This window comes from Colwellia aquaemaris (assembly GCF_057548755.1).
Genome location: NZ_BAAJLV010000005.1, coordinates 1 through 18,127, shown reverse-complemented (window position 1 = coordinate 18,127; position 18,127 = coordinate 1). Strand labels below are relative to the sequence as shown.

The window sequence follows — 18,127 nt, the reverse complement described above, 5'->3', positions numbered from 1 at the left end:
GGTAAGAAATTACCTAACCGTTTTTATTGGCTGTTGCTATAGGTTGTCTACTGTCTAATAAATTTTGCAATGAAAAAACATGACTGTTTTCATGTTCTAAGCTAAAAATTGAAAAATTAAAATCTGTCAATTTTTGCTCTAGCAAATGTTGTTTAAAAGGCAAATAGAATGTACGTTGGCTAGACTCAAAAATATCAATGACGCGATAGCGCTCATCAGGCAATATTAAATTACGTTCAATATCATTTAACATCACCAAAGCATACGCACCTAAAGTAACATGGCCGCCATAGGAAATATCAAGGCTAGCTGAGGGTTCGTCAATGTCCCAGTTAACTCCACCAATAACAACGGGATATTTAAGCTCAGCTTCCACTACGGCCTGCTTTGCGCCATATGCCATGGCATCATTTGCCGCCCAAATCATATCAATTCGTTTACGTTGTATAATACCACGCACTTTTTGATATGCTTGCTGTTTCGACCAATTTGCAACCGTACTATCAATTCTTGTGATTTTGGCATTATTTTTCAAAAAGCTTTCAAGACCTGCAGTTCGTTGTTTAGCCGCAGGAGTTTTATGATCTCCCTCTAATGCCAGTAAATTAATCTGTTTTTCTGTTGCTAGGTGTGGGGAATATTCACTATACAATTTAAATAAATCACTGGCTAAATTTTCTCCAACAGCCATATTGTTAGGTACAATACTACCTATGATCATTGCCTTTTCAGCGCTTGAAAGTTGCGCCAACTCTTGCTTGTCAAAGGTATTTAACAACATAAAAACAGGGATATTATAAGCTGCTAACGACTTCACTAAAGGTAAACCTGTGCCTTTTTCATTAACCAAAATAATATAGTCAGGTGACTGGGCAGCTACTTCGTCAGCGAGTGATTTTGTTAATACATGATTTCGCATCCCATAAATGGTGATCAATTCAATATTTAAATCATCGGCAGCCGATTGCATAAACAAACTAACGTTCGACCAAAAGCTACCTGTTACGTTTTTATCTGGATGTCCGGGGTTTAAGAAAATTACTTTTAAGCTCTGAGTATCAGCAACAGCGGGCCAATGGCAAAGCAAATAGAAAAAGAAACTAACGAGATATTTTTTACACATAAAACAACAAATACTCACTTAAAGCCATTATTTCAATAGTGCTAAATCCTTCTAAGCTAATATTACTGCAACGAATATACGGGAACGTATAACTTACGTTCATAATTAATAAACGCTAGTTAACCTTGAATTAAAAATACTGTTAACGATACTAACAATCACACAAGTCCCAATACACTACCTTATCAAATAATTGGGCAATATTAACTGATAAAGATTTAAAAGTGGTAATACCTTTCGCATTAGGTTGAAAACACTGCCAAATAAATTGATGGCAGTTATTATCAAAAAGATGATAATCGCGTTGTTGATATATTTGCGCTATTGCCATATTGGCTGCCGATTCACTTATTAAAGGCCTTGCTAATGAATCACACGCTATAAATATGCCTTTACCTGATCGGTCATCAGTAAATCGCCTTGGCGAAACTGGCTTGATCAAGCCATTGCCATCGAGTTCAATAATCGTGTTATCACCAACCCAAATACCGGTATGGTCTAAAACTCCGCCAATACCGCAACATACAATGGCGCCTACTTCTGGCAACACGAGTTGTTCAGTGTCAAAAATGTCAGTTGGATACGTGGCCACTGGGCTTTCGTGTTCAGCTAAATCACTCAATTTTTGTACTCTAGCGCTATTAAAGCGTTTTCGTTGCTGAGCTTTTCTATCATCAGCTAGCCCTTTTACTGCCAATGCTGATGCAGCCGCAGCACCTATCCACAACAAAGGTAACGGCATAAATTAACTCCTTATACTCAGGTTATGGGTTATGGGTTTTGGTATTCAATTAATTATAGTCGATAGCAACCAGCACAACTTAATTTCAGTGCTTAATAACAAGTTGGCGTAAAAATAAGAAATTTACTATAAAAAATTTGCAAGTAACTATTTCAAAGTTAAGAAATATTAGCAACAATGGTTAAACGCTTTACAACAATGTTAATTTTCCCTAATAAAGACCGCCATTATGAAAACGATCAATAAATCTTCTAAATTAAAAAATGTTTGCTACGAAATTCGCGGACAAGTGGCTGCAGAAGCCAAACGTTTGGAGGATGAAGGTCATAAAATTTTAAAACTAAATATTGGTAACCCTGCCCCATTTGGTTTTGATGCGCCCGACGATATATTAAAAGACGTTATTCATAACTTGCCAACGGCACAAGGCTACTGTGAATCTAAAGGCATTTACCCTGCCCGCGTTGCCGTAATGCAGTATTTCCAGCAACAAGGTATTTTAGATGTTAGCGTCGATGACATTTTCATTGGTAATGGTGTCAGTGAGCTTATCGTTATGGCCATGCAAGGGTTGTTAAATAATGAAGATGAGGTGCTAATTCCTGCACCAGATTATCCGCTTTGGACAGCAGCGGTTGCATTATCAGGCGGTAAGCCAGTGCATTATATTTGTGATGACGAAAATTTTTGGTTTCCTGACTTAGATGACATGGCGAGCAAAATCACCGAAAAAACTAAAGCAATTGTGTTGATCAACCCAAACAATCCTACTGGAGCTGTGTACAGTAAAGAAATATTAACGGGAATAGTTGAGCTAGCGCGCCAGCACAATTTAATTATTTTCAGTGACGAAATTTACGACAAAATATTGTATGAACAAGCGCAACATATTCCAACCGCGACATTGGCTAGCGATGTTCTTATTATTACTATGGGTGGCTTGTCTAAAAATTACCGTATTGCCGGTTTTCGAGCTGGATGGATGGTAATAACTGGCCCTAAACTCCATGCTGAAGACTACTTAGAAGGTTTGAATATTTTATCTTCAATGCGGTTATGCGCCAATGTACCATGCCAACATGCTATCCAAACTGCACTAGGTGGTTATCAAAGCATTAATGAATTAATTAATGGTGATGGGCGCTTATTAAAACAGCGCGATATGGCTTATGAGATGATCAATGCTATTGATGGTTTGTCATGTCACCCGGCAATGGGGGCGTTATACTTGTTTGTCAAAGTTGATCAAGAAAAATTCAATATTCACGATGATGAAAAAATGGTTCTAGACTTATTAAAGCAAGAAAAAATACTGTTAGTTCATGGTCGAGCGTTTAATATCAAGCAAAAAAATTATTTTCGTTTAGTATTTTTGCCGCATGTTGACGAATTAAAACCCGCGTTAGAAAGGCTAGCTAACTTTTTTCAAAGCTATCAACAATAACGCCAAAGCTCACCATTTGTAATGGTTTGCCACATAAAAAACAAAGGATAAGCCTATGCAAAGTACATTTTTAGCTTGGATGTTTCGCATGCCACTTATTAAGCGCTGGGCTTTAATGTTTTGTGTGAAGCCAGAAAATGTTGCCGAACATTCGCACCAAGTCGCTATTGTTGCCCACCTACTCGCTGTGATTAAAAATAAAAAATATGCGGGAAATATCAACGCGGATCGTGTTGCCACTATTGCCCTTTATCATGAGGCAAGCGAAACCCGCTTTGGCGATATTGTAAGCCCAACAAAATACGCAAATGCTGAAATTGCTCGTGAATTTAAAAAAATAGAATACTTAGCTGAAAAACAATGTTTAGCGTCGCTACCTGAAGAGTTCCAAGAGCTTTTTGAAGACATCATAGTGCAAGATCATGTTGAAGAAGAGTACAAACAAATTGTTAAAGCAGCCGATATTTTAGTGGCTTACATTAAGGCCTTAGACGAATTAAACCATCAAAATCATGAATTTGATCATGTCAAAGAGCGATTAGAGCGAAAACTCGCAACCCTTAAACAACAAATGCCTGAAGTCGCCTATTTTATGCAGATATTTTTAAAAGCCTGTTCCGCGACAGTTGACAAGCTTAGTGAAGACCTAGCTAAAGACTCGTAATATTCACCAATGTAAACTCAACTATTTGCAGTATTAGCTTTTAATTACCCGATCAAACATACGTTTTACTTGCAAATCTCCAAAACTATATATTGCCATGCGTTTTGAAAATTCCCGGAAAACAACCGGGAATTCTTTGCTGTTTAACTCATCTACAAGCGCTAATAATACTCGCTCCGGATAACCTAAGCCCGACTCATCAGGTGTACGTCTTTGTTGCGCCTCAATTGCAGGCAATAGAAATGGAAAACGTTCGTCAAGTTTGCTAGCACAGCTTAACATACCGTTAATGTTGTTTTGCTGAAACAGTGGCCATAATTCTGCCAATAATAAAATATCTGATGGACTGAGTAATTGACGTTTAGCACAGGCATGAGTCAATTCTTGCGCAGTCATATTCGCAAAACTGTATTCATTACCTTCATTAGGGCGCACTAAAAACACTTTGCCCAGTTTTTTATGCTTTGAGAGTAAGTGAATCACATACCAAAAATTAGCTTGGCAAAATAAATCATCTTCAAACCAACATGTTACTTCGCATCCAGGGCTCAGCGTATTTATTTTATTAAGTTCAGGGACAGTTTTTTGATAGTAGTCTTCACAGCGACAACCTTCATATCCGGCAATAAAATTCGCCCTATTACGATAGAACTCTGTTGATGTGTTACCTTGAACATTGCCATCAATTAAACATTCACGGGCAATAATAAGCTCTGCTTTTAAAACGCTTTGCAGCTGGCTCTTTAATGAATCACCATTAAGAATATGTACCGCTTTCACTTACTTACCTTATTTCACCTAACTATTTGTCTCTATTAAAAATAATTTAACCAATATATGCAAGGGCATATATTGGTTATAAATAGTGCTGCTGATAGCATGGTTACCACGGCAACTTAGTTATAGCCTAATACAAAACCAAATGACGCGTCATTTTGCTTATCAGTTTTTGAGGCATGTTGCAGCGCATAGCTTAATGTGTCAGCTAATTGTTGATTATCGCCCCGACAATTTGCACGTAAACTTTCATGATATTGTGTTAAGTCTTCGGTATTTTGAAATTCATTAATACTAGCCATAATTTTTCCTCATCAAATATTATTTGTAAGCATATTCCCGTGCTTACTTGACTTATTGCAAACCTTAAGCCAATAAAAAACATCAAAACAACTATTTGATTTTAAATGAAAAATAAATTACAACCTATGATATTAAAAGAAAAAAACTTAACAACTTTGCATTTTGCAAAGCAGTTTAAGTAGCTATTCGCAAAGTCTCTACCCTAAGGCATACTGCTAAACTAATTTTGAGCTAAATGTATCTCGAAGCTTAATTGCCCGTTAAACTATTATCAACTCAATTATTACATCAGTAATAAGGCATTATATTATCTAGGAATTTCAAAACAATGATAAGAAAACATATCGGCTTTTTAATAAATCTCATTGCTATCGTACTATTTATACCGGGTATTTTACTGCCCATGTTTTCATTAAATATGGCAATGACCGCAAACGTCAGTGGTGCTCAATTAAGTAATACCTTAATTGATAAAAACTTATCGCTACTACAAACGGTTCAAGAACTCTGGCAAGACGAACGAATACTTGTCGCTTCACTTATTTTTGTTTTTTCAATCTGTATCCCAGTTGTTAAATTTACCTTACTCAGTATTGCATATGCAAAAAAGAACACTCGATTAGAAGCAAAAATTTATCAATTTATTAGCCAAATTGGCAAATGGTCAATGGCGGATGTTTTTGTTGTTGCTATCTTTCTTGCGGTATTATCAACAAATCATGCAGAAACCGCGACACAGCAGCAATTAGCCCTGTTTGGCTTTAAATTAGATTTGCTGGTAAGCAGTGAAACATTATCAACGCTTGGCGCTGGCTTTTATTACTTTACTGGTTATTGTTTATTGTCATTATTGGGCTCAACCATTAGTCACAGTAGCATGTCGCCTAGCCTTAAAGTTAGTCCTACAGATGCAGCAAACGAACTAGCCGTTAAGCAAGCAAATTAATATCTCGTAAAGCCAGTATATTATTACTGGCTTTAAACACACCTTAAGTCTTTTTTATTGAATACACAAAGCGATTCCAAAGCCACTTAATCAAAGAATTAATTCTCTGACTTTATGATAAAAAACTTATCAGCTCTTTTTTGCACTAAAAAAGCATAATTGTATTCACTAAAAATACAAATAGGTCGACGATGTAAAGAACAATAAACATTACCATCGGCTTTTAGTTCATCTTGTCGAATATCAGCACCTTGATGTGGGCATTTAGCTGAAACAGTACGATATTCCATCGTGCCATTCTCTAGCAACTGACTATAAATAACCACGTCGGTTTCCCGAGTCGACAAAGGTAATGTTGTACGACCGAATATTACATCGGCTCTATCGGTGTAGGAAATATGGGTAATTTCCACCTCTTTATCAGCTTTCCCTCCAGCCGGAAAATATGCCTTTTTATTTAATGTCGTCATTTAGCAATACACTCTATTATTTTTGACAAATTATACTAACGGCAATTAACAAGTCACTAAAAAATGAATATAAGCCATTAATTATTCATGTTTTAAAACAAATAAAAAATACCCGCTATACTGCTTTTAAAGGACTTTCGTTTTCCCCGTGTTCGTTAAATTTATTTAAGCGTTCAGTAAAAAATATAAGTTACATATCGTGCTCGTTAACGGTACTAAACGTCAATAATATAAGGTGAAATATGTTCAATACAAAAATAAAAACAGAATTAAAACAAACTCAAAATCTACTAAAAGAGTCTAACGCTATTATTAACTCCATAAAAAGTAATGTTGCGACCATTGAATTCTCACCTGATGGAACAATTTTAGACACCAATGAACTTTTCTTAGCGATAGCCGGTTATAGCAAATCTGAAGTTATTGGCCAACATCATTCAGTTATGTGTAGTGATGAATATGCCAGCTCTTCCGAATACAAAGAATTTTGGCAACAGCTACGCAATGGCATAGCAAATAAAGGCACTTTTGAACGAAAGAATAAAAAAGGCGACGTTATCTGGCTAGAGGCCACATATTTTCCAATAGTTGATAACGGGCAAGTCATCAAAGTAATGAAAATTGCCAGCGATGTTACCGAAATCAAGCTAACAGCAACTGCTCAACAGTCAATTTACGACGCTTTAAACCGCTCTTTAGCCATCATTGAATTTACACCAAGTGGCGAGATTATTTCCGCAAATAGCAATTTTACCGATGCGGTAAAATATGACTTAGCCAGCATTAAAGGCAAGCACCATAAAATATTCTGTAATAGCGAGTTTTACCAACAAAACCCTACATTTTGGCAAGACTTACAACAAGGGCAATTTAAAAGCGGCCAGTTTCCCCGCAAAGACAAACATGGCAACGAGCTATGGTTAGAAGCAACCTATAACCCAATTTTTGATGAAAAGAATAACGTAGTAAAAGTAATTAAATTTGCCAGTGACATCACTGAAAATATAGCGCGTGAAGCATTAGTTAATGAAGCATCCGTTGTTGCCTATGACACCTCTATAGAAACAGTTAAAATTACCGAACAAGCATCAAGCTTACTTAATTCTTCCGTTAAAATATCAAATGAAATATCAGAAAAAGCCAGCGAAACAACAATGCAAATCAATAGGCTTAATGAGCAGTCAGATAACATTCAAGCTATAGTATCAACAATTAAAGGCATTGCCGATCAAACCAACTTACTTGCCCTAAACGCAGCTATTGAAGCGGCAAGAGCTGGCGAACAAGGTAGAGGTTTTGCCGTTGTCGCAGACGAAGTCAGACAATTGGCCTCTAGAACAAGTCAGTCAACCAATGAAATAGCCACAGTCGTATCTGATAACCAAGAAGTAACAACTAATGTACAAGATGGCATGAATGCGGTATCAAGTTTTGTTGAAAAAGGAAAAATTCAAATATCTGAAGTTGCCGAAGTAATGGTAAAAATTCAGTCTGGTGCAACTAACGTATCTAATACCGTCGCCGGTTTATCTAAAGCATAGCAAATTAATGCCAAGCATAGATGTATTTAAGCTTGGCATTACTCATTAAAATCAATATATCCAACTTAGTTATTAAGGCAAAAATTAGCCTTAATAACTTGGCATAAACGGCAAAACTATACCGCTTTTTAAAAACTCAGCAATGCGTTTTCTTGCCTTAAATTTTATAACGCCTTTCATTCGCTATTTAGTCAGAAAAACCCTAAGCAAAAGCCTATGTTTTAATTTGGCACGTTACCTGCTCTAGTAACGTATAACGCAAGGGGCTCAATGTGCTCTTGTATACGCAGGCATTTTAAATGACAAGGGATTTTCATTATGATGATCAACACCAATTACACCGCACACGTACAGGAAGCTAAAGCCAATAGTGCTCAACAAGTGCACTTTGATAACACACCTAAATCAAATGGTTACGTCTCTACTACCGACACATTAACACTATCAGATGCTGCGATTGCAAAAATAGCTGGTAATAATGTTCATCAAACACCGCCAACATATATTAAACCAGCCACAGCTAGCTCATTACTTGCCGCTAACCAAAGCAACGCGATAGACAATTCAACAACACAAGACGATACGTTCCGTAACATGATGCAATCTATTTTAGACAAACGTTTAGGTGTTGATCGCGAACAACTAGCCGAGCTTGAAGCTATGATGGAAGAAATTGCTAAAAATGAAAATATGAGCCCCGAAGAGAAGCAAAAGGCTATCGAACAATTAGAAAAAATGCGTGAAGAACTAATAACTGAAAGTATAGAAAATAAAAAAGTGGCAACACAAACTTTTCAAACTAATACTAAAACTAATGAACAAAACTAGTAGCGACAATTACTCAGACTTTGGTTGAGAAAAGACGCTAAGAACTCGGCCAATCACCTGCTTAGTACTTATTGGTCCTAATTGCTCAACGGAAATACTTTGCATGTTTTCGCCTTTAACCCATATAAAGCCATTGTGATCTACTAAGGCGACTGTTTTAACAATTAAACCATATTGTTGATGTTGTACGAGTATTTTTTTGCCCTCAGCTAGAAACAAATTTTTGAACCAACTACATGACAAAACATAGCTTTCATTTGGAATTTTTGGTGACATGCTATCACCTTTAATCTTATAAAAGGTAAACCCAAACATATTCTTTCTCCTGGTATAGCAAAGCTATAAGGCTAATTTGAGGCCATTGATTTATTTTGCTTAATTTCCTGAGAAATCGCGTTCGCTTGTGAAAATTCAAAAACGCTATCTAACTTTTTAATAAGACGGTATAACATTTTAAACTCCAATTTTTCTTAACATCATATAATTAACTAAACATACACCAAGCATTAGCCTGATAAAATTTGTATGCACTTAATGAATAATATCAACTTGACACTCTATGGTTTGTTGTAAATTTTGTAACTGTTTTAAACAATGCTCACAGGTTGGATATTTCTGAGCAAAATACATTATTGCCTGTAGCGTAGTACCCAAAGCACCAAATGCTATGCCACGTAAAGAACTACTCGCAGCACTATTTTGGCTGATTCGAAAAGCTTCTTGATATGCCTTAACCAAATAGCCAATTGAGTTCTGGTATTCACCCTGAGTTTCAAATAAAGTCGCTAGATTTTGACAAGCACATATCCATGCCATTAATAACGACTCGCTCTCTTTTCCTTGTAACCAGCGCCCCTCTAACTGACTAAAAGCTGATTTATAGTACAATTCCGCTTTTGTCCATTGCTGCGCTTCAAAACAACCATTTCCTTTTCTCATCAAAAGTTGCCAATGCATAATCTACCTCGCAATATTCCAACACCATAAATAATAACCATTATCATTTGCATTAGCAAGTGTGTTATTCGCTTTATATAAACGAACCTTACGATAAATTTCTTCACTTTATCGACATTAATATTGCCCTTTCGCTAGCAAGTGAATAATAAATCACGATAAAACGACAAATATCGCTGCTATGTATTGGTTTAAATCCCACACATAGCAGACTATAATATGAAATTATTCCGCAACGTTTAAAAACTTGACATACTTCCCTAGTTACAAAGCACTTGGTACTTGTTGTGTATTACTGATATGCGCTAGTTTCAAGCTAAGCGCAAACAACAAAATTAAAGCGAGTGTGCCATCATTTGCTCCTTTTAATTCATTTGTTGGTATGTCCCAATGCCAAGGCGCTAGTATGATGGCATTGCAAAATATCTTTAAAAAACTAAATGTAGACGTTGAATTAATTAACTACCCCTACGCAAGGATTTTACACTCAATAAAAAGTGCCCAATTAGACATAGCACTTATTTTTAAAAACAATTCCATTGAAGAATATGTCGACTATATTGGGCCAGTATCCCATTCAGAAATAATTATAATTAGCCAAAAAAACAAGCCCATTAAAAAATATCAAGATTTAACATCACTTAATAATATTGCGGTGATCAGAAATGCTCAATTTGAGCCAAAATTCGACAACGACCAAGCATTAAATAAAATCAGTGTCGACAGTTATCAGCAAGCCATTAACATGTTCAAGCATAAACGGGTAGATGCGGTAATAGGCTCTAAAGTTGGTCTCGATTACGCATTTCAACAAAGCAATATTAACAAAAGCCTGTTAAACCATGCCTACCAGCTTGGGCATAAAGAATGGGGACTACATTTGTCTAAAAAATCTCAGTTTCAACAGATAAAGCCTCTACTGGTAAAAGCGGTTAAAGATGTTTATCAGATAGATCTTATCCATCGACTTTATCAACAACAGCTCAAACATTGTGTTAATTCAACTAAAGTTTAATTAACAAAAAAGGGCCAAGATGGCCCTTTTCATATAACAAATGAGTCAGCTAACTATTTGTATTCTCAATATAAGCATCAACAAAACGCTCTAAAATATCAAGCGGCACAGCGCCATTTTTCAGAACTACGTCATGAAAATCTCTTAAATCAAACTTATCACCTAGTGCTATTTTAGCTTTCTCTCGTAATGCTAAAATTTTCATCATGCCAACCTTGTATGAGGTAGCTTGACCTGGCATGACGATATAACGCTCAATTTCAGAAACTACGTCTGTTTGTGCCATACCAGTATTAGCCTTCATGTAATCAATGGCTTGCTCTCGAGTCCATTTTTTATAATGAATTCCCGTATCAACCACTAAGCGTACCGCTCTGAATAATTCAGCTTGAAGTCGACCTATATTATCAAATGGATCATCTTGAAAGCCCATTTCCCAAGCAAGATACTCACTATATAAAGCCCAACCTTCTACATAGGCAGTAAACGGCGAAAACATTCTAAACAAAGGCAAGCCTTCTAACTCCATTGCCACGGCAATTTGGAAGTGATGACCTGGGATCCCTTCATGATATGCTAGCGTTCTCATTGAATATTTTGGTGTAGCTTTAATATCATATAAATTGGCAAAAAATCGTCCCGGTCGGCTACCGTCAATCGCAGGTTGTTGATAATAAGCACCAGGAGCCGTTTTCTCTTTAAATTCAGGAATTCTAACAACCTCCATTCCTGCCTTAGGGCGAATTCTAAAAGCTGAATCTAAACCAACATCTATCTCATCTAGAATGGTTTGATAATCTTTTAATATTTGCGCTCGGCCCTCATCACTGTCTTCGTAGTAAAAGTTTTCCTCTGCCGCTAAAGCATCAATTGCAAAGGTAAAGCCATTCGACACATCATAATTTTGCGATTCAAGAATCGCCATTATTTCTGATTGAATACGAGCAACTTCTTTTAAGCCAACTTCATGAATGTATTGTGGGCTGTAATCTGTGGTGGTAAAAAACTGCAAGGCACTGGCATACGCTTGTTCACCATTTGGCAGTCTCCAAAAGCCATCGTCATCAGTTGCTTTTGTTTTAAGCTTAGTAAAATAATCTATCAACGCCTGATATGCAGGATGTACGTAGTCAGCAATATTCGTTTTAGCTTTTGCTAAAAATTCAGTCTGTTGTTGGGTGGAAATATCACTACTTTCCGTCATTTTTTTAGCTAATGAACTATAAAGAATATTTTCTTCGATTGGCTTATTAACAAAGCTGGTCATTTCTTCTAACACACGCTCAATAACAAACGCAGGAGGAATAATTCCTTTTTCCTCTCTCAACTTTATTCCTTCAAGTTCTTGATCAAATTTTCGCTTTACCAGCATTAAACGTGATAAATAGTTTTCAACATCCTCTGCACTTTTAATTTGATGCTGAGCTTCCATAAAGCTTGGATAGCCATTTTGAATACCGAATAATTGATTTACCGGATAATTATGATATCGAAATTGTTCGGAGTTTTTGGCAAAATTTAATAAGTACATTGCAATTTCTTTTGAAAGACGATCTGCTTCACTTAAGCTCTCATCATCATAAGACTGCATAGTTTTATGCACCTCTTTTAGCTTAACAAATAATTCATCAGCTTTTTCGAGGCTTGCATCATCAAGCTCTGCGTTATGTCCAGTAATACCTATCGACTCAAGAAAGCCTAAAGATGTTAACGTTTCAGGGCTCTCAAATGCCATTTTTAATACTTCTCTGTCAACATATGAACGAAACCTAAAAGGTTTATCTGCATGCCACTCATAAGTCGCAAAGCTACCACCAACAACAATAATCGTTAATAGTACAATGCCCAGCCATTTAAATATTTTTTTAACCATAATTCCCTCATTCAGTTACCTTTTTTAAGCTATTAAAATCATAAACTTAATTATGTAACATTGTTGTTATTAGGTTGACGTTAACAAACTCATAACAACAAGTAAAAGAAAACAGGTATTTTAGCTAAGTAAGTGCGGTTAACCGCACTAGATTGACCGTTTTAACGGATGGTGTGCTAAATAGTCATTGGCAATGTTAATAAAAATCCATACTAGGACAAGTGGAAAAATAACAATAAACAAATAGCGGCTATACATTAAAGGCATTACCGCAGAAATAGCCAAACTAAACGAGTAAATGGCTATTGATAACTTGTTTGTTTTAGCAAACTGAAATGCCGAAACAAAATTGCCAACAACACCTAAGTTTTTTAAACGAGCAATTAAACATGGTAGTAAACCAACAACCACTGACAAATAGGCGAATAACCAGGCCAGCAATAAATTTACCCAATAAAATTCTTGGCTAAAATTACCGCTTTTATTACTGGTAATGTTAAATGCTTTGGCAAGAAATGAATTTGAATCAACATAAATGCTATAAATTGCGACAGCATCTGTGATCCAGATAAGAAAAAACAAACTTTGTACTATCAATACCAGGCCGACATTGACAATTAACGCCGATTTCTTATGTAACTTGTCTTCGACACTTTTAAATAACAAAGGGTGTAAGGTTAAGCTAACTAAAGGGGTAAATAAAATGAACCCTGAACAAAATGAGATATACATTGACGATAAATCATAGCTCTTTAACCAATGCTCAATTACTGTTGCAATTAAAAATATTGCCAATGTGGCTAGCAATAAAAATATGCCACTTAGCATCTTATTTTTAAATATTTCTTTATCTGTCATCATCTCTTACTGTCCAAGCTATCAGCACTTATTACAAATAATAAAACAGTCCAGTAAATATTGAGTTGATTTAAATCGCATATGAGTTACTTTGAATACAAAGTAGAAAGAGAAATAAAGTGAAGTTAAATGGATTTCACTAAACTCGTGTAATAAAAAACCTTAATGCTTTCATTTTCCTTGCTTGAACAGCACAAATAACATGAATCTATTTTTTACTCATTGTTGCAATAGAGTCAAAGTCATTTAAATCAGTTTCAACTTCTCGCGCTCTCAAGAAATTAACTATATTTGAAGGGTAAAGAAAATAGCCATTATAACGGCATACTTTTGTATGTAACATATATAAAGTTCTTGACGTAAAATAACTTAAATATATAAAAGGCAAAGATAAAATAAAACTGGATAAGATAAACTTTATACTCAAACAATAGAATAACATGGTTGCTAGAGCACAAATATACTTGTGCTTTTTGTATTCTGGATATTCATGAAATTGAAAATAGTCAAGCCTATTCAAATACCAGTTTCCCGTCTTGGCACCTGTTTCATTCAAATATTTACTTTCTCGAAAGTTTTTTGGCGTATTCACAATTTCAAATTATCTTTATCTATCAAAATTTATAAAGTCCATAACTTATGTAGCGAAGAGGAACCTAAGCAACCGTTAGGTGCCCGACTTAATTGGCTTGGTATATGCCTGTTTATTTTAATTAATGACAGCATTTTCCGTGCTTTTGTAATCGCCAATAATTATATGGCCACGGCGTTAAAAAACCAGCAAGAAGAGAAATAGGTATAACCCACCATGTAAGTATGGCTCCACCTGTTAAAATATAATCTGTTAGATTCATAGCGGCTTCCATTGCTACCATTGAGATAAAACTCATCCCTAGAGCAACTTTTAACGCATCAATAAACTTAAACTTTGCTCTACATAGAATAAATGTCTCTAAAATGACGCTAGTTATTAGGCCATTGAACATTGCTAACAGCATTACCGCTAACGTTGATAAACTATGTTCTGTAAATTGAAAGTATGCAATAGTACCAAAATCACCAATAGCACAACCTATTATGCACCATTTAGTATTATGCGCGCTTTTTATCCAATTCTTTTTGTTCTTCCAAGTAATATTCATAAGTCATTCCAAGTTTAATGTTAATCACTTGGTAAATGTTAATACTGAAGTACCGAAACCCTATTATATGTTTTATGTTAAATCTTATATAATTTACAGATTATCAAGGGGAACTCTCAATTTTTCATTTTTTAACTTTCGAAAGTGACCAGGAGTTAACCCTGTTTGCTTTTTAAATTGAGTGCTCAAGTGAGCGACATTACTAAAACCTAAATGAAAAGATATTTCTCCCGTAGACATTTCGGCATAAACTAATAACTCTTTAACTTTTTCGATACGCAACCGAATAAAGTACTTTTCAATGGAACCCCCTTCAACAGCTGAAAAAATATTGCTTACATAGTTGTATTCTAATTGGGTTCTTTCACTTAAGTAGTTAGATAGTTTTTGACCGTTTAGGCTTTCAATATTATCTATGTATTCCAGACAAATAATCTTAACACTTTCAATCAATTTACTTTTTTTATTGTTTAGGATTAGAAACCCTAAATTCTCTAATTCGGTTCTTAGTTTAATATATAAGTCAGAAGGCAATTCTTTACCGTATATATCAGCAAAATCGATTTCACCTAAGCTAACTGATTCATAGCGCACATCAATATTTTCAAGAGTGTTTGAAACGGCTAAGCAACAACGTTCACAAACCATATTTTTAATATAAATTTTCAACTATAAATCAACTCCAGAGTTTGAGGGTTCAGCCCATGGTACATAACGCCCTGTTAAGGTTTTTTTATTGCTTGTTATGTACCTGACGCCGAAAGTAATCCGTATGAAATACCCAAAAATAAAATTATTGGTGAAAAATATTTAGTATCTAACGTAGCAAAATTACTGTTATACACTTTTTTAAAAAAGCCGACATATTTAAAGTCACCTATGGATCTAACTACCAAAACAAAAGACACGAAAAAGCCAAGATAGTGAACATAGCCCTTTAGCTGTTCGATAGGAGATATCAGTTGAATAGATAATACAGCAAGACCAAGTAGCAAGGTTGCCACAATAAATATTAACCAACTACTAGGAACAAAATCTTTTCCATTTTCTAAATCGGGACCTGCAGACCTCAATCCATACATACCGCCAAAAGCCCAATAAAAATGAAGTACAGAAGCTATTAACATAATGACAAAAACAATAATAGATAACGTAAACATGACTATCCTCTAAAGGTACATAACGCCCTGTTAAGGGGCAAATTGTAGTTGGCTAAAATATGTAGCGGAGCGAAACTGAGCAAACTGTAAAAAGTCCCGCTAGAACTGCTTGTTATATTACTTTACCACTGAAGCGCCCCAACCAATAGGTTTACAGCCTTTAGCTGGCATTAGTGGAATTAGCTTACTTCGATAAAGTGAAATATCATTTATATTTAACTTTAATGATTTACTGAGACTTGTAGACCAAACTTTATTTTTCTCAGAGTATGAAACGTAATCGTCTTCAAAGCCTTGTTTGGTGGCACTACTAAGAATGTTAGTAACTTGCTGTTTGCTTGCACAATCAATACTGTAGTGTAGTGATCAACTAATTTTGGCTACAGTTTTGTATTCTTCCCAGTACCTTTTCTCTGACTCATTTGGACTTAAACCAGCATTATAACGATGCGGTCTAGTCTGGCTGTAATATCCAATAATGTAATCAGTGATTTCCTGTTTGGCTTGAGTAAAATTACTATAGCCTGTTGTTGGTATCCATTCGGTCTTTAAACTTCTGAAAAAGCGTTCCATTGGCGAATTATCCCAACAGTTTCCACGACGGCTCATGCTTTGCGTTAACTGATACCGCCAAATGATTTGTCTGAATTTTCGACTAGTATAGTGACTACCTTGATCCGAATGAAAGGTAACCCCAGTTGGTTTGCCTCGACTTTCGTAAGCCATCATTAAAGCCTTACAAGTTAATGCACTGTCCGGTGACAATGACATAGCCCAACCAACTGGCTTGCGTGCAAATAAGTCAATAACTACAGCTAAATAAGCCCATCGATTACCTGTCCAGATATAAGTCACATCGCCACACCAAACAGTATTTGGTTCAACTACATCAAACTGCCTATCAAGTAAGTTAGGGAACTCAACATGCTCCTTAGCACCGTTCCTATAGCTATGTTTTGGCATTTGGCAACTCACTAACTCAAGTTGCCTCATTAGCTTAGTTGCTCGATATCTACTTAAATGAAGGCCTCTATTTGTTGCTATATCTGCTATCGTTCTAGCTCCCGCAAAGCCATTGCTTTCACTGTGAATCTGTTTAACTTCACTTAATAAACGTAGCTTGTCTGGCGAAATGGTCTTATCCCGCACACGCCAGTATTTATAGCTACTGCGATGAACCCCAAAAACATCACACAAGGTTTTTATGTGATACCTAGTTTTATTGCTCTGATTGAGTTTTTCGATTAATTCGAATTGTTCAGGGAGTCTGACATCAACAGAGCCGTAGCCTTTTTTAGAATTTCCTTTTCTAATTCAATACGTTCAATTTTTTTCTTTAACTCACGTATTTCAATTTGCTCAGGTGTCATAGGTGAAGCTTTGGGAGCCTTACCAGCTCGTTCTTCTTGTAACTGATTTACCCACTTGCTGATTGTTGATTTACCAACATTCATTGCTTTGGCAGCTTCTGCTTGGGAGTAGCCTTCATCTACAACTAATTGGGCTGTTTCTAATTTAAATTCTGGAGCGTAAGTTGGTCTTTTTCTTATTGCCATTTGTATCACCTAAGTAGTTATGAGATGCATGATAACATCTCTATTTAGGTGGCCAAATTCAGTATGCCACTACAGTACGAGCAAGGTGATTCTTTAAAAGCATTAAAGGGTATAAATGGTACTCTCGAAAATTTTGAATCTTCTTAATAGCAGCTGTCCGTTCATCACCAATTGTAGCGTGACGAATATCTCTCCCAGCTTTATCAATTTTCTTTTTGCTAAACTGTAGTGATTTTTTTGTGCTTTATATTGCTCGTTTGCCACATCGACCCTTAATTTTTGAACTCACCCGACTTTAGGCGCATAACGCCCATATTAAGGGGCTTTTTAATAGTTTGCCAAAATGTGTAGCGCAGCGAAACTAGGCAAACTTTAAAAAGTCCCGCTTGAATTGCTTGTTATATGCAGCGCAATTTAAAACAAACACTGCTAGCACTTTAAGGCACCCGTTATAAAACGACCAACCATGAACTTTTGAGCGTTAAGCACAACTGGCCGAACTAAATTAATAACTTTGTTGCCTTTGAAAAAGGAATAACAACAAAGTTTATTAGTGCATACACTAAACAGTTTTAGCGAAAAACACTACGTTAAAGATCTCTTGCTCTAAAACGTAATTCTTTAAAGCATATAACGCCCCAATAAGCGGCGGATAATAGTTGGCTATAATTGTGAACGAAGTGAACGCAGCCAACTGTTATACGTCCGACTTGATTGGCTTGTTATAT

The 18,127-nt window shown here is 35.8% G+C and carries 20 protein-coding genes and 1 pseudogene; 7 read left to right on the top strand and 14 right to left on the bottom strand.

Annotated features, from left to right (window positions below; genetic code table 11):
• Window positions 1–13: 13 nt before the first annotated feature.
• Together AC27HL_RS14290 and AC27HL_RS14285 are read right to left on the bottom strand one after the other, a co-directional pair.
• Complete coding sequence (locus AC27HL_RS14290; protein ID WP_487081732.1) at window positions 14–1,123, bottom strand: ABC transporter substrate-binding protein; 1,110 nt, start codon at window positions 1,121–1,123, stop codon at window positions 14–16.
• A gap of 151 nt (window positions 1,124–1,274) precedes the next feature.
• A complete protein-coding gene (locus AC27HL_RS14285) occupies window positions 1,275–1,865 on the bottom strand; it encodes a hypothetical protein (RefSeq protein ID WP_487081731.1) in 591 nt (196 codons plus the stop codon).
• Window positions 1,866–2,094: 229 nt separating this feature from the next.
• On the opposite strand from AC27HL_RS14285, the gene AC27HL_RS14280 reads away from it, so the two are divergent.
• On the top strand, window positions 2,095–3,309 hold the full coding sequence (locus AC27HL_RS14280) for a pyridoxal phosphate-dependent aminotransferase (RefSeq protein ID WP_487081730.1): 1,215 nt from the start codon (window positions 2,095–2,097) through the stop codon (window positions 3,307–3,309).
• Window positions 3,310–3,364: 55 nt separating this feature from the next.
• Window positions 3,365–3,973: a 5'-deoxynucleotidase gene (gene yfbR / locus AC27HL_RS14275; protein WP_487081729.1), complete on the top strand. Its 609-nt coding sequence runs from the start codon at window positions 3,365–3,367 to the stop codon at window positions 3,971–3,973.
• Between the two features lie 33 nt (window positions 3,974–4,006).
• On the opposite strand, the gene AC27HL_RS14270 is transcribed toward yfbR, so the two are convergent.
• The gene (locus tag AC27HL_RS14270) at window positions 4,007–4,753 is read right to left on the bottom strand and encodes a DUF1835 domain-containing protein (RefSeq protein WP_487081728.1); all 747 of its coding nucleotides are present in this window, start codon (window positions 4,751–4,753) and stop codon (window positions 4,007–4,009) included.
• 116 nt (window positions 4,754–4,869) lie between these two features.
• Window positions 4,870–5,052 (bottom strand): hypothetical protein, encoded by a 183-nt coding sequence (locus AC27HL_RS14265; protein WP_487081727.1) that lies wholly within the window; start codon window positions 5,050–5,052, stop codon window positions 4,870–4,872.
• Between the two features lie 329 nt (window positions 5,053–5,381).
• Between AC27HL_RS14265 and AC27HL_RS14260 the strand changes: the two genes are divergently transcribed.
• Entirely contained in the window at window positions 5,382–5,999 is a 618-nt protein-coding gene (locus AC27HL_RS14260; RefSeq protein ID WP_487081726.1) for a paraquat-inducible protein A, read from the top strand.
• A gap of 98 nt (window positions 6,000–6,097) precedes the next feature.
• Here the strand turns inward: AC27HL_RS14260 and AC27HL_RS14255 are convergent, their stop codons facing one another.
• Window positions 6,098–6,469, bottom strand: coding sequence for a Rieske 2Fe-2S domain-containing protein (locus tag AC27HL_RS14255; protein ID WP_487081725.1), 372 nt, complete (start codon window positions 6,467–6,469; stop codon window positions 6,098–6,100).
• 242 nt (window positions 6,470–6,711) lie between these two features.
• Here AC27HL_RS14255 and AC27HL_RS14250 point away from each other — a divergent pair.
• The 3 genes and pseudogenes from AC27HL_RS14250 to AC27HL_RS14240 form a co-directional block, all read left to right on the top strand.
• Window positions 6,712–7,470, top strand: a pseudogene (locus AC27HL_RS14250) (PAS domain-containing protein); the annotation flags it as partial.
• On the top strand, window positions 7,444–8,010 hold the full coding sequence (locus AC27HL_RS14245; protein WP_487081945.1) for a methyl-accepting chemotaxis protein: 567 nt from the start codon (window positions 7,444–7,446) through the stop codon (window positions 8,008–8,010). The pseudogene AC27HL_RS14250 and the gene AC27HL_RS14245, both read left to right, overlap by 27 nt.
• Window positions 8,011–8,328: 318 nt before the next feature.
• The gene (locus AC27HL_RS14240) at window positions 8,329–8,838 is read left to right on the top strand and encodes a hypothetical protein (protein ID WP_487081724.1); all 510 of its coding nucleotides are present in this window, start codon (window positions 8,329–8,331) and stop codon (window positions 8,836–8,838) included.
• A 9-nt stretch (window positions 8,839–8,847) separates the two neighbouring features.
• On the opposite strand, the gene AC27HL_RS14235 is transcribed toward AC27HL_RS14240, so the two are convergent.
• Window positions 8,848–9,114, bottom strand: a complete 267-nt coding sequence (locus AC27HL_RS14235; protein ID WP_487081723.1) for a S24/S26 family peptidase — start codon at window positions 9,112–9,114, stop codon at window positions 8,848–8,850.
• Window positions 9,115–9,369: 255 nt separating this feature from the next.
• Window positions 9,370–9,777 carry a hypothetical protein gene (locus AC27HL_RS14230; RefSeq protein ID WP_487081722.1) on the bottom strand — a complete coding sequence of 136 codons (408 nt, stop codon included), beginning with the start codon at window positions 9,775–9,777 and terminating at the stop codon, window positions 9,370–9,372.
• 364 nt (window positions 9,778–10,141) lie between these two features.
• On the opposite strand from AC27HL_RS14230, the gene AC27HL_RS14225 reads away from it, so the two are divergent.
• The gene (locus tag AC27HL_RS14225) at window positions 10,142–10,810 is read left to right on the top strand and encodes a substrate-binding periplasmic protein (RefSeq protein WP_487081721.1); all 669 of its coding nucleotides are present in this window, start codon (window positions 10,142–10,144) and stop codon (window positions 10,808–10,810) included.
• 49 nt (window positions 10,811–10,859) lie between these two features.
• On the opposite strand, the gene AC27HL_RS14220 is transcribed toward AC27HL_RS14225, so the two are convergent.
• From AC27HL_RS14220 to AC27HL_RS14190, 7 genes are all read right to left on the bottom strand, one after another.
• Window positions 10,860–12,683: a DUF885 domain-containing protein gene (locus AC27HL_RS14220; protein WP_487081720.1), complete on the bottom strand. Its 1,824-nt coding sequence runs from the start codon at window positions 12,681–12,683 to the stop codon at window positions 10,860–10,862.
• Window positions 12,684–12,830: 147 nt separating this feature from the next.
• Window positions 12,831–13,544, bottom strand: coding sequence for a hypothetical protein (locus tag AC27HL_RS14215; protein WP_487081719.1), 714 nt, complete (start codon window positions 13,542–13,544; stop codon window positions 12,831–12,833).
• Between the two features lie 710 nt (window positions 13,545–14,254).
• Window positions 14,255–14,683 (bottom strand): DUF4396 domain-containing protein, encoded by a 429-nt coding sequence (locus tag AC27HL_RS14210; RefSeq protein ID WP_487081718.1) that lies wholly within the window; start codon window positions 14,681–14,683, stop codon window positions 14,255–14,257.
• Window positions 14,684–14,776: 93 nt separating this feature from the next.
• A complete protein-coding gene (locus tag AC27HL_RS14205) occupies window positions 14,777–15,352 on the bottom strand; it encodes a helix-turn-helix domain-containing protein (RefSeq protein WP_487081717.1) in 576 nt (191 codons plus the stop codon).
• A 74-nt stretch (window positions 15,353–15,426) separates the two neighbouring features.
• Window positions 15,427–15,843: a DUF3995 domain-containing protein gene (locus AC27HL_RS14200; RefSeq protein WP_487081716.1), complete on the bottom strand. Its 417-nt coding sequence runs from the start codon at window positions 15,841–15,843 to the stop codon at window positions 15,427–15,429.
• Window positions 15,844–15,960: 117 nt separating this feature from the next.
• A complete protein-coding gene (locus AC27HL_RS14195; protein ID WP_487081944.1) occupies window positions 15,961–16,194 on the bottom strand; it encodes a hypothetical protein in 234 nt (77 codons plus the stop codon).
• A 15-nt stretch (window positions 16,195–16,209) separates the two neighbouring features.
• Window positions 16,210–17,399, bottom strand: a protein-coding gene (locus AC27HL_RS14190) for an IS3 family transposase (protein ID WP_487081715.1) whose coding sequence is annotated in 2 segments (ribosomal slippage) — window positions 16,210–17,132 and window positions 17,132–17,399 — 1,191 coding nt in all. Because the reading frame shifts where the segments join, the coding sequence is not laid out codon by codon here.
• Window positions 17,400–18,127: the final 728 nt, after the last annotated feature.

Coding starts and splice junctions, on each gene's coding strand:
- AC27HL_RS14290 (WP_487081732.1), bottom strand. CDS start 1,123: ATGTGTAAAAAATATCTCGTTAGTTTCTTTTTCTATTTGCTTTGCCAT.
- AC27HL_RS14285 (WP_487081731.1), bottom strand. CDS start 1,865: ATGCCGTTACCTTTGTTGTGGATAGGTGCTGCGGCTGCATCAGCATTG.
- AC27HL_RS14280 (WP_487081730.1), top strand. CDS start 2,095: ATGAAAACGATCAATAAATCTTCTAAATTAAAAAATGTTTGCTACGAA.
- yfbR (WP_487081729.1), top strand. CDS start 3,365: ATGCAAAGTACATTTTTAGCTTGGATGTTTCGCATGCCACTTATTAAG.
- AC27HL_RS14265 (WP_487081727.1), bottom strand. CDS start 5,052: ATGGCTAGTATTAATGAATTTCAAAATACCGAAGACTTAACACAATAT.
- AC27HL_RS14260 (WP_487081726.1), top strand. CDS start 5,382: ATGATAAGAAAACATATCGGCTTTTTAATAAATCTCATTGCTATCGTA.
- AC27HL_RS14255 (WP_487081725.1), bottom strand. CDS start 6,469: ATGACGACATTAAATAAAAAGGCATATTTTCCGGCTGGAGGGAAAGCT.
- AC27HL_RS14240 (WP_487081724.1), top strand. CDS start 8,329: ATGATGATCAACACCAATTACACCGCACACGTACAGGAAGCTAAAGCC.
- AC27HL_RS14235 (WP_487081723.1), bottom strand. CDS start 9,114: ATGTCACCAAAAATTCCAAATGAAAGCTATGTTTTGTCATGTAGTTGG.
- AC27HL_RS14230 (WP_487081722.1), bottom strand. CDS start 9,777: ATGAGAAAAGGAAATGGTTGTTTTGAAGCGCAGCAATGGACAAAAGCG.
- AC27HL_RS14220 (WP_487081720.1), bottom strand. CDS start 12,683: ATGGTTAAAAAAATATTTAAATGGCTGGGCATTGTACTATTAACGATT.
- AC27HL_RS14215 (WP_487081719.1), bottom strand. CDS start 13,544: ATGATGACAGATAAAGAAATATTTAAAAATAAGATGCTAAGTGGCATA.
- AC27HL_RS14210 (WP_487081718.1), bottom strand. CDS start 14,683: ATGAATATTACTTGGAAGAACAAAAAGAATTGGATAAAAAGCGCGCAT.
- AC27HL_RS14200 (WP_487081716.1), bottom strand. CDS start 15,843: ATGTTTACGTTATCTATTATTGTTTTTGTCATTATGTTAATAGCTTCT.